This window comes from Bartonella sp. OD88NMGDW (assembly GCF_042193775.1).
GTDB classification, from domain to species: domain Bacteria; phylum Pseudomonadota; class Alphaproteobacteria; order Rhizobiales; family Rhizobiaceae; genus Bartonella; species Bartonella grahamii.
This window is the reverse complement of the sequence record NZ_JBHIMA010000003.1, coordinates 188,107-198,269: the sequence shown is the minus strand read 5'-3', so window position 1 is coordinate 198,269 and position 10,163 is coordinate 188,107. Positions and strand designations below refer to the sequence as shown.

Here is a 10,163-nt window from a genome sequence, read left to right as displayed (position 1 = left end):
TCATAAGGCAAGTATCCAAACTGTAGAGGATGCACTCCGCCCTCAAAAAGAGTGCATCCTTCCCCTCAACGGGTTTTACTCAACTTTCATCGTATTTCATTCTTATGAACCCTCATTTTATGAATCCTTAGTCAAAGGCACAAAAAAGAAGTTTGCTAGCAACTATTGTATCACCCACCTTATGGGATTCCACTTGCCTACAGAGCTTTCAAACTTTTTTACGCCTTCATAAAATCGAATCTGAAAGAATTCATTAAGGCAATTAAGGGTAAATTTTGTCAAAATATAGACAAACTTTATTCTTTTTTATGACTGTTGTATTTTTACTATAGTTATTTAAATCGAATTTATGTATGATACATATCGATATTTATTTATCGAAATAAATATAGGAGAAAAAACTATGAATATCAGATATTTTTTCATAGCGGGGGCAATTACAAGTGGTTTAGCTCTCGCGATTCAAAAATCTGATCGTATAGTCAATAAAGAACCCTCTCCTATTGTTGCACCTTATACTATTGAGAAAACAAATTTACAGTTTGTTAAACAAGTAAGGGACACATCGGATACATTGAATATACTGAGAGTCAGTAATAGAAGCGCCTCAGAACAAGCATCAATAAACGATATATACGAAAAAGGAAAAAGTTTATTGAATGCAATAGCTGGTTTTTTAGGATCAATTATTATATATTTTATACAACTGGTTTCCGCTAGAGTATAAGATACAAAAATTTCTTAAAATAAGGTTATATACATTTTGTGTGTATTGTAAAATTTAAATAAAAAGGCCCTTTTAAAATGGGGCCTTTTTTAGTTTAATTTTTCCGATGTTTTAATTTAATTTTTATTGTGTTTTTATTTGTTCAATATCACCGCCTTCAAAAATGACATTTTTTACTTGTCCCACATCTCAAATAATGAGGGCTTTTCCCTTAAGCTCCCCCCCCCATAGGCGCTTTAGTCAACGGACTTCCCCATAGCGCTTTAGTCAATGAGGGTCCACAATCCTTTTGTTCTTCTTGTTCTTCCAAAAAATTCTCCTATTTTCAAGAAAATGACCCTGCAACCCCACTTCAATAGGATTCATTTCAAAGCTTGAATGAACAAGGCTCCTAAAAATACGAAAACAACCCATATACCGCGCCCCCCTACAAGCAAAACCATTCTTTGAACTTCCTCGCAATTTCAAACGATAAAGTAAGTCCCAAGCGCTCACTCTAGGCTCTAAATCCCATGGGCTCTTATTCCCTTTAATCAATACTAATCCATAATCGGCTTTTCTTCCACTCAATGCCATCTTCAACACTGCTCCTTAGAGCAATATTTACGGACAACCCATAAAAGAGCACCAAAACACCTCAAAGGTAAAAAAGCTTAACACTACTCAAAAATGACATTTTCTACCCTTCCTCACATCTCAAATAATGAGGACTCTCCTTTTAAGCTCACCCCACAGCGCTTTAGTCGACAGAGCTTCCCTCCATAGGCGCTTTAGTCAATGGACTTCCCCCTCATAGCACTTGAATAAGCGATAATTTATGAGCATTTTCTAACAAAACAAAGGAACCGTCTTTAAGAAGATAGCAGAATTTATAATCAATTTTTCTCCCCTATTCTTGAGGATCAAGCCATTTTCAGTCTATTTTTTAAAATCTTGGCTATTATTCTTGATTTTTCGAGCACTTTATTTTGCTCTGGTATGAAAGGTGTGAAAGCGCCTCAATCATGACGCTTTTCTTCTTTCAAATAAGGGTACTTTTCTTCAACAGGAGAATAAACTAATCAATTTTTATATCCATAAATGCGATTTCACCATCTTTGATATAAGTAATATCAGGAGCATGTTTTACCCCCTCTGCTTCAATCACGAGCTGTTCATCACTCACCCCTTCAAATCCTTGTTCCCTTAATTCTTGTTTTTTCTCCTCGACTAATTTTTTATGAAAAGCGCGTTTTTGATTACACGTATTAGGAGATCTCACTCTAAAAAGCTGATAGTCCATGGCTATAGACCACTTCTCAGCAACCCGTTCCAGCAGATCGTAACTGAACTTTGCTTCCCTTTTCACTTCTTGAGCGATCATTAAAGCGCGTTCCAAATGAACTTTTTCAATGGTTTCATCAAAGCCAAGCTTCTCCCCTGCCGTAAAACTTTCGTCATAAGAAGCTAAAGTCTCAACATCACCAAGTAAGGCAAGAGCAGCAAGATGCAGCAAAGCATAAGGTGCAAGCTCTATGTCATCATCCGGTGCCCAAGATAAAGAGTCTTTTTCCCAAGGAGGAATACCATATTGAGAGCGAAACATTTCATGCAAAGAATCATCTTCCATTGTCCATTTTAAAGTTTTATCGAGTGCTTTCTTTAAAAGCTGGACGCTCACTTTTTCTTCAAAAATTTCCAATCCATTGGGTACAAAATTCATAAATACCGTTGGCACAACCCCAGAATTATGAGGATTAATCGTCTGACAAGCCGCCGCAAAAATACCGCTCATAATTAAAAGTCCGCGATCAAAGGGCGAAAACTCTTCCACTCGTTGCTCGTTATAGAGAAACTGCACTTCACGATCTGGTAAAAAGAGGGTTGCCAAATAATCTCCCTTTCCCTCGATTTCCACCGACCATCCCAAGCTTTTTAAAAGCCCCGTTGCACTTTCTATCGTGAGAATTTCATCATCATCATAATCGGCAGAGAACTCTTTTTCCTTTAGTTGCAAACGCCTCTTCTGCACCACGGCTTCATCTTTCCAAAACTGCTGCGTTGCAAGATCATTTTCTTTAAGCACTCTTTCCAGCTCGCCTTTCACTTGGAAATTCATTTTCATCCGTTTAAAGACAGAGGTATAAAGAGCTAAAACAAGCATGATAATGATCATGCAAATAACAATCATCACCCAGAATCCGGGATCTAATAGAAATACGGCTATAGGATCACTGTTCATTTTTCCCCTCTCAGTCTTTAAAAAAGCCCGTGCGACAGAGAGCTTATGTGCTCTCGCACCGAGATTGCTTCTTCTAGTTTCTGAATATTTTTGTACAACTCACCCGTCACTTTGGTGCGAAGCCATAACATCACCGGAATAAAAATAATAACACAAACCGTTATGATGTCCGTTGTTTTAAAGAGAACGGCATGCACAACATATTGCCACCCTGTCAGCTGCCAATTCAATACACCTGGTATTTCTATAACCATTTTCCACATGATAATGAGAACAGCAATAGCAAAGATAATTTTATAATCCTTTGCTGAGAGCAACACTTGCTGGAGCGAAAAAGAATGCGCTCCTTTATGCGTTTCTTGCTCTGATGCCCAATTTTGCTCCTTCATGTATTCCCCTCTCACTCTTTGAAAAGACCCGTGCGACAGAGAGCTTATTTGCTATCACACAGAGATTGCCTCTTCTCGTTTCTAGATCTTTTTTCCAATTTACGCATTATGATGATGCAAAACCCAAATACCACCGGAATAAAGAAAAGTACACAGGCCATTATGGTTTGCGTCATAATAAAAATAATAATATTCGTGGTACCTTGCTACCCTCTTACCTTCCTCACACCTCAAACAGTGAAGATTTTCAAACCACGCCAATCTGTAACCGATAGCCACAATTCAGCTTTTTTCCCAAAAATTCTCCTATTTTCAAGAAAATGACCCTACATCCCCTACATCATCGGATTTACTTCCAAATCTCTATGAAGCAGACTGAAAAACACAAAATACCATAAATTTTTGTATCAATATCACCATACTAAAACGCTGTTGAGGCTTAGCAAGTGCTTCTTAATTGGCAAAGACTACTTAAAAAGACAAAAAAACATCTCAAAGACAAAAGAGCTTAACACTACTTAAAAATGACATTTTTTACCCTTCCTCACATTTCAAACGATAAAGTAAGTCCCAAGCGCTCACTCTAGGCTCTAAACCCCATGGGCTCTCATGTAATAACGCTTTTATCAATACTAATCCATAATCGGCTTTTCTTTCACTCAATGCCACCCTCAACACTGCTCCTTAGAGCAATATTTACGGACAACCCATGAAAGAGCACCAAAACATATCAGAGGCAAAATGGTATAGAGAGCAATCCCTATAAATGCCACCCTCAACACTGCTCCTTAGAGCAATATTTACGGACAACCCATGAAAGAGCACCAAAAAATATCGGAGGCAAAATGGTATAGAGAGCAATCCCTATAAAGGCTGAATCTCTCATAATTTTTCATTATTTTTCCCTCTCATGACTTCTCAAACGCTGTATCCTGTTCTTGCAAGACGTTTTTCAGTTCTTTTCTTAAGCAGCAATACGTTCTCACCTGCTTAAAGACACCATAATAAAGTTGTAAAATCATCATAGGAATACAAGCAACCCACAGTGTCACGAACAGAAGCACGAGACCGAATATTGTAACAAGAATATCACTCCATTTTTCTCTATCGCCTTTTTTATACCAATCCTTTTGATCGGTTATTTTACCCCGTTGCTGGTTTATTTCTTTCAATTTTTGAGTATTTTTTCTCAACAAAAGCCACAATGTTATGAAGAGTATGTACAGAACTGGAAACAAGACCCAAACACACACTGTAATAACTTGCCAAAACGCACACAGAGAGAGAAAAAGGGGTGTATCCTGCCACCCTGTCAAGTTCTCTTGGCTACCCAAGGATGGGAAAAATAAAATCCTGTTGCACAACTCAATAATGAGCGAGAGGAACCAAATGACAACACACTCTCGCACAGAAAAATAATCTTTCCCAGAAAAATAGCGTAGTTCATTATAAAATGCTGAATAAAATGCTGAATTTTTCCCCTTCATTGCTCTTCCTTTTTTTATGAAAAACGCATTTTTTATCTCATGCCCGCTCTTTTAAGAACCACGAAAAGTGCGATGCATGGCGCTTCCCTTATTTTCAACAAAAAACCCAAACTTTCTAAAAGCGCGGTTGCTCTTCCAAATGATGAAGAGCAGCCTCCTCATTACAAAAGAAAATAGACTCTCTTCTTTGCCTGATGATTTTCCAACCATCCCCTCTTCTCTATGTCACGAGCTTCTAAACATTGTCTCTTCCCCCTCACGATAGCTACAAAAGCGCCTTGTCACTCTCTTTATCTTACGTTTTAGTAGCCGTCTCATTCTACGATACTTTCTCACCTGCTTAAAGACACCATAATAAAGTTGTAAAATCCCCACGGGAATAGCAGCAAACCACACTGTCACGAACACAAGCACGAAACTGAATATTGTAACAAGAATATCGTCCATTTTCCACTTCACACTTTCTTTATATCGATCCTTTTGATCGGTTATTTTACCCCGTTGCTGATCTATTCCTTTCAATTTCCGAATATTTTTTACCAACAAACGCCGCAATATGAAGCAGAGTATAAACATAACTGGGAACAAGACCCAAACACACACTGTAATAACTTTCCAAAACGCATACAGAGAGAGAAAAAGAGGTGTATCCCACCACCCTGTCAAGTTCTCTTTGCTACCCAAAGATGAGAGAAAGAAAATCCTGTTCCATAGCTCAATAATGAGGGAGAGGAAACAAATGACAACATGCTCTTGCACAGAAAAATAATCTTTCTCGAAAAAATGGCGCAGTCCATTATAAAATGCTGAATTTTTCCCCTTCATTGCTCTTCCTTTTTTTATGAAAAACGCATTTTTTATCTCATGCCCGCTCTTTTAAGAACCACGAAAAGTGCGATGCATAGCGCTTGCCTTATTTTCAACAAAAAACCCAAACTTTCTAAAAGCGCGGTTGCTCTTCCAAATGATTAAGAGCAGCCTCCTCCTCATTACAAAAGAAAATAGACTCTCTTCTTTGCCTGATGACTTTCCAACCATCCCCTCTTCTCTATGTCACGAGAGCTTCTAAACATTGCCTCTTCCCCCTCACGATAGCTACAAAAGCGCCTTGTCACTCTCTTTATCTTACGCGTTTTAGTAGCCGTCTCATTCTACGATACTTTCTCACCTGCTTAAAGACACCATAATAAAGTTCTAAAATCATCATGGGAATACAAGCAACCCACAGTGTCACGCACATAAGCACGAAAGCAAATATCATGACAAGAATATCGTCCATTTTCCAGTTCACACTTTCTTTATACCGATCCTTTTTATCGGTTATTTTACCCCGTTGCTGATCTATTCCTTTCAATTTCCGAATATTTTTTACCAACAAAAACCACAATATGATGCCGAGTATCAACATAACTGGGAACAAGACCAAAACACACACTATAATAACTTTCCAAAACGCATACAAAGAGAGAAAAAGAGGTGTATCCCACCACCCTGTCCGTTCTCCATTGCTACCCAAGGATAGGAGAAAGAAAATCCTGTTCCATAACTCAAGAGAGAAAATGTTGTACTCTTTGCTATCCAAGGATGAGAGAGAGAGAATCCTGTTCCACAGCTCAAGAAAGAAAATCCTGTTCCATAGCTCAATAATGAGGGAGAGGAAACAAATGACAACACGCTCTCGCATAGAAAAAACACTTTTTTCGAAAAAATGGCGTAGTCCATTATAAAATGCTGAATTTTTCCCCTTCATTGCTCTTCCTTTTTTTATGAAAAATACATTTTTTTATCTCATGCCCGCTCTTTTAAGAACCACTAAAAGTGCGATGCATAGCGCTTGCCTTATTTTCAACAAAAAACCCAAACTTTCTAAAAGCGCGGTTGCTCTTCCAAATGATGAAGAGCAGCCTCCTCCTCATTACAAAAGAAAATAGACTCTCTTCTTTGCCTGATGATTTTCCAACCATTCAGCCCCTCTTCTCTATGTCACGAGCTTCCAAACATTGCCTCTTCCCCCTCACGATAGCTACAACAGCGCCTTGTCACTCTCTTTATCTTACGCGTTTTAATGCCCGTCTCACTTTACGATACGTTCTCACCTGCTTGAAAACAAAATAGTAAAATTCTAAAATGAGCATGACAACACCCGCAGGAAAAAAGACCTCTAGCAGAAATATCAACCAAAAGTATACGATAAAAAAACAGCTTATTTTTTCTCTATCCTTTTTTACCGGATTATTTTGTTGATCGGTTATGTGACCCCGTTGCTGGATAACCTCTTCTAACTGCTGAATCTTTTTTTTCAACAAATACGTTAAGATCAGATAAAGCACCAATAAAACAGGCATCAAGGCAACAACACACACCATGATGACTTCACGCAGCACAAAGAGCGCCAAAAGAGTGCTATCCTGCGATACACTCAACGACCACTTGGATTCTAATGGGATCAAAAGAGCTTTATGACCTATCCCAATAAGGATAGAAATAAGACAAATGATAATATGATCTTTATAAGAACGAGATGATTTTCCAAAAAGAACAGAGCACAGTTTGTTATAAAATGTGGAATTTTCCCCCTTCATTTGCTCTTCCTTTTTATACAACTGTTTGTCCTTGGCTTTTATAAGGACACAAACAATCTCTCAAGTAAAATTCCGTCCATTATCGTCAGACAGAATACCCCAGAGAACACTCGTATTGTATATTTATATTGCCAATACTTTTGCCAATACACGTGCTTGTTTTAAAGAAACACCTCTCAACACTTCTAAACCAACGCGCGTACACCCCATTTCATGAACAGCACCCATGAAGGGGATAACAATAGCGCCCTCATGAATATATCCCCCTTACTATAAACTCTATCACCCCTATTGTTTCAATAAAAAGTATAACCCAGCACCATTCACATGCGCCGCCCACCGCATCTACGATACCCAGACCCTCCCCTTGCGACAAGCCATACTCGTTCCTCTACGAGATTACCCATTTACCCTAGGCGCGCGCTCTCCTACAACAAAACCTGCCCCCTACAACAGCCATACCCACCACCCCTTCTACGACAAGCCATACCGCGCGCCCTACAAACAGCCATACCCGCCCGCACCCTACAAACAGCCATACCGCGCGCCCTACAACAGCCATATCTAGCTTCGACAACAGCCCTTATCTCTTGAAAAGATAGAAGCATTTTTATTCTTTTATCAATTGTTTTCCGCCCCCCCTGTTTTCCGCCCCCCCATTTAAGACATGAAAAAAGTCACTTCCATTGATGCGCAAATGATCGCGCAATAAGAGCATTTGAAATGAGAAAATCTTACAACTCTCTTATTCCAATTAAAAAGGATCAATGATCATTATAAATCAAAATATGACGATATCTTCCATTTTTCATTGGGGATCTTGCAAGCCAATAGCTCAGAATATATTCATAAAAACGCTTCTAACACAGTGAGACAGCCACTATTTTTGAGATCACGCGTTTTAATATTAATGAAAGCACTAACATTCTCTTCAAGTTTGAGGTGTTGTTTTGTCAACAATCTTGTTAGCATGGATTGATTCTATAACTATGCGGTATCATCACAATTGCTCTCTATGGACAGCATAATGATCGCTTCATTTTACTCACAATTCTTTATAAGCCTTGCGTTATAGGCTTGTCTGGAAAAGATAAAGGAAAATCCTATTGAATATAGCAATTATTTTGGGGTCTGTGCGTCAACCTTCATTAACACGAACTTTAGCCAGTTATTTAGCAGATTGCCTCATGAAGCGGGGTGCATCACTTCATTGGGTTGATTTGCGTGAACAACCGTTGCCGATAACAGATCCAGATTATCATCAGCAGGTAGAGGCTAATCCAAGTGCTGCGGTTCGTGAGTTTGTAAAAACCATTGCAGCGGCTGATGGCGTTATTCTAGCAAGCCCCGTTTATCAAGGGTCTTATTCGGGTGTTTTAAAAAATGCTCTTGATAATTTGAGCTATAATGCCTTTTTAAATAAACCTGTTGGGCTTATCTCTCATGGAAGTACCGCCAAAAAATGCGCACAACCGTGTGAACATTTATTGCCGTTGGTGCGCACGCTTTATGGTTATGCACTCCAATGTCAAATCGCCTCTTCCCCCGAAGATTTTTCCTCAGATGATGACGGTCGTACTTGGAAAGTTATCAGTGAAGAGATACAAACACGTTGTGAAAGGCTTGCTGATGAAATGTGTACATTTTTAAAGCACCGTGGTGTGATTTAAAGCAATAAGGGAGGGGACTTGAAAAAAAAGGATGCGCACTATCGTTATCTAGTGGTAGGGGGCACAGGGATGCTTGCGCCTTTGTGTCAGTCACTTGAGCCGCAAGAAGTGATTATTGCTGCACGCTTTCTTTCCCATAAAGTCCAGCTTGAGGCATTGCAAAAACAGCATATGTGTGTGCCATTGAATTATGATTGTGCGGCATCAAAGGCGCAATTTTTAGAAGCTGTGAAGCAATGGCATGATCTAAAATATTGCATATTATGGATTCATTCGTCCGCCCATGCATTTTCTTGCGCATTAATTGAGCAGTTAGCTCTTTTGCCTAAACCGCCATGTATTCTTCATATTTTTGGTTCCAACACGCATGATCAAATGGTCCTCGAATGCGCGCGCAAAAACAAGGTTGATTTTATCCCCATTCAATTAGGACAAAAAACAACCCCAAAAGGTTCACGATGGCTGACTCATCAGGAGATAAGCCAACAGGTACTGGATGCCATAAAAAACCATATGAATAAACAAAACTTATGATCAGTACCTATGCTTTTCAAAGAAGCCATGCCCTTCAATCTCTATCCATACCCGAACACCCTCTTGAATAGCCCATACTCTTTACATCATAGGCTTTGCGAACGAACAATCCCCCTCCCTTACGCCTCTCAAACAGTATCCTTATATCAAAAGCCCCAAAACCAAACGTTTTTTACCCCTGGACTTATCCCCCTCTGACGGTTTATAAAATTCACACGGACTTATTCTCTTCTCACGCGACTTAGACAGCATAATCTTATAAGGCGTCATAGTATAAAGCTTAAAACAGCAAATTGTGTTTAGAATTTTTTGTCTATTTTAAAACTGACCTTTCTCCCCACACCTCCAAGAACGACAGTTTCTACGGAACAATGGTTTCTACGCAACGTAAGGTTCCCACGAAAATCTTCTCTTTCAGCAGTCCAAATTTTAGCAGGTTCGAATTGACTTCCCTCTCATAGTCGTCCCGTCATGACTTATACTCGACAAGCTTTTTTAAAGAAATTTCAATGCGCTCCTAAAAAAAACACTTCAACGTACTTCGCACCCTCTT

General features: G+C 39.1%; 12 protein-coding genes. 4 read left to right on the top strand and 8 right to left on the bottom strand.

Annotated elements, in window-relative coordinates; all coding sequences use genetic code 11:
• Window positions 1-232: hypothetical protein (locus ACFIJR_RS03895; protein ID WP_375653656.1), on the top strand; the 232-nt coding region annotated here is incomplete at its 5' end.
• Between the two features lie 171 nt (window positions 233-403).
• The gene (locus tag ACFIJR_RS03890; RefSeq protein WP_375625339.1) at window positions 404-727 is read left to right on the top strand and encodes a hypothetical protein; all 324 of its coding nucleotides are present in this window, start codon (window positions 404-406) and stop codon (window positions 725-727) included.
• A gap of 267 nt (window positions 728-994) precedes the next feature.
• Here ACFIJR_RS03890 and ACFIJR_RS03885 read toward each other — a convergent pair whose 3' ends face one another.
• The 8 genes from ACFIJR_RS03885 to ACFIJR_RS03850 all read right to left on the bottom strand — a co-directional run bounded on the left by ACFIJR_RS03885 (window position 995) and on the right by ACFIJR_RS03850 (window position 7,968).
• A complete protein-coding gene (locus ACFIJR_RS03885) occupies window positions 995-1,303 on the bottom strand; it encodes a hypothetical protein (RefSeq protein WP_375625338.1) in 309 nt (102 codons plus the stop codon).
• A 481-nt stretch (window positions 1,304-1,784) separates the two neighbouring features.
• Entirely contained in the window at window positions 1,785-2,948 is a 1,164-nt protein-coding gene (locus ACFIJR_RS03880) for a DUF6990 domain-containing protein (protein WP_375653655.1), read from the bottom strand.
• 17 nt (window positions 2,949-2,965) lie between these two features.
• Window positions 2,966-3,337 carry a hypothetical protein gene (locus ACFIJR_RS03875; RefSeq protein WP_375625336.1) on the bottom strand — a complete coding sequence of 124 codons (372 nt, stop codon included), beginning with the start codon at window positions 3,335-3,337 and terminating at the stop codon, window positions 2,966-2,968.
• Window positions 3,338-4,245: 908 nt separating this feature from the next.
• Window positions 4,246-4,509, bottom strand: coding sequence for a hypothetical protein (locus ACFIJR_RS03870; RefSeq protein WP_375653653.1), 264 nt, complete (start codon window positions 4,507-4,509; stop codon window positions 4,246-4,248).
• Between the two features lie 540 nt (window positions 4,510-5,049).
• Window positions 5,050-5,649, bottom strand: coding sequence for a hypothetical protein (locus ACFIJR_RS03865; protein WP_375626416.1), 600 nt, complete (start codon window positions 5,647-5,649; stop codon window positions 5,050-5,052).
• Window positions 5,650-5,944: 295 nt separating this feature from the next.
• Complete coding sequence (locus ACFIJR_RS03860) at window positions 5,945-6,340, bottom strand: hypothetical protein (RefSeq protein ID WP_375653652.1); 396 nt, start codon at window positions 6,338-6,340, stop codon at window positions 5,945-5,947.
• A 532-nt stretch (window positions 6,341-6,872) separates the two neighbouring features.
• Window positions 6,873-7,406: a hypothetical protein gene (locus ACFIJR_RS03855; RefSeq protein WP_375653651.1), complete on the bottom strand. Its 534-nt coding sequence runs from the start codon at window positions 7,404-7,406 to the stop codon at window positions 6,873-6,875.
• A gap of 412 nt (window positions 7,407-7,818) precedes the next feature.
• Window positions 7,819-7,968 (bottom strand): hypothetical protein, encoded by a 150-nt coding sequence (locus ACFIJR_RS03850; protein WP_375653649.1) that lies wholly within the window; start codon window positions 7,966-7,968, stop codon window positions 7,819-7,821.
• 544 nt (window positions 7,969-8,512) lie between these two features.
• Here ACFIJR_RS03850 and ACFIJR_RS03845 point away from each other — a divergent pair.
• Both ACFIJR_RS03845 and ACFIJR_RS03840 read left to right on the top strand, forming a co-directional pair.
• The gene (locus ACFIJR_RS03845) at window positions 8,513-9,076 is read left to right on the top strand and encodes an NADPH-dependent FMN reductase (protein WP_375626426.1); all 564 of its coding nucleotides are present in this window, start codon (window positions 8,513-8,515) and stop codon (window positions 9,074-9,076) included.
• A gap of 18 nt (window positions 9,077-9,094) precedes the next feature.
• On the top strand, window positions 9,095-9,610 hold the full coding sequence (locus tag ACFIJR_RS03840; protein ID WP_375625331.1) for a short-chain dehydrogenase: 516 nt from the start codon (window positions 9,095-9,097) through the stop codon (window positions 9,608-9,610).
• The last annotated feature ends 553 nt before the right edge of the window (window positions 9,611-10,163 follow it).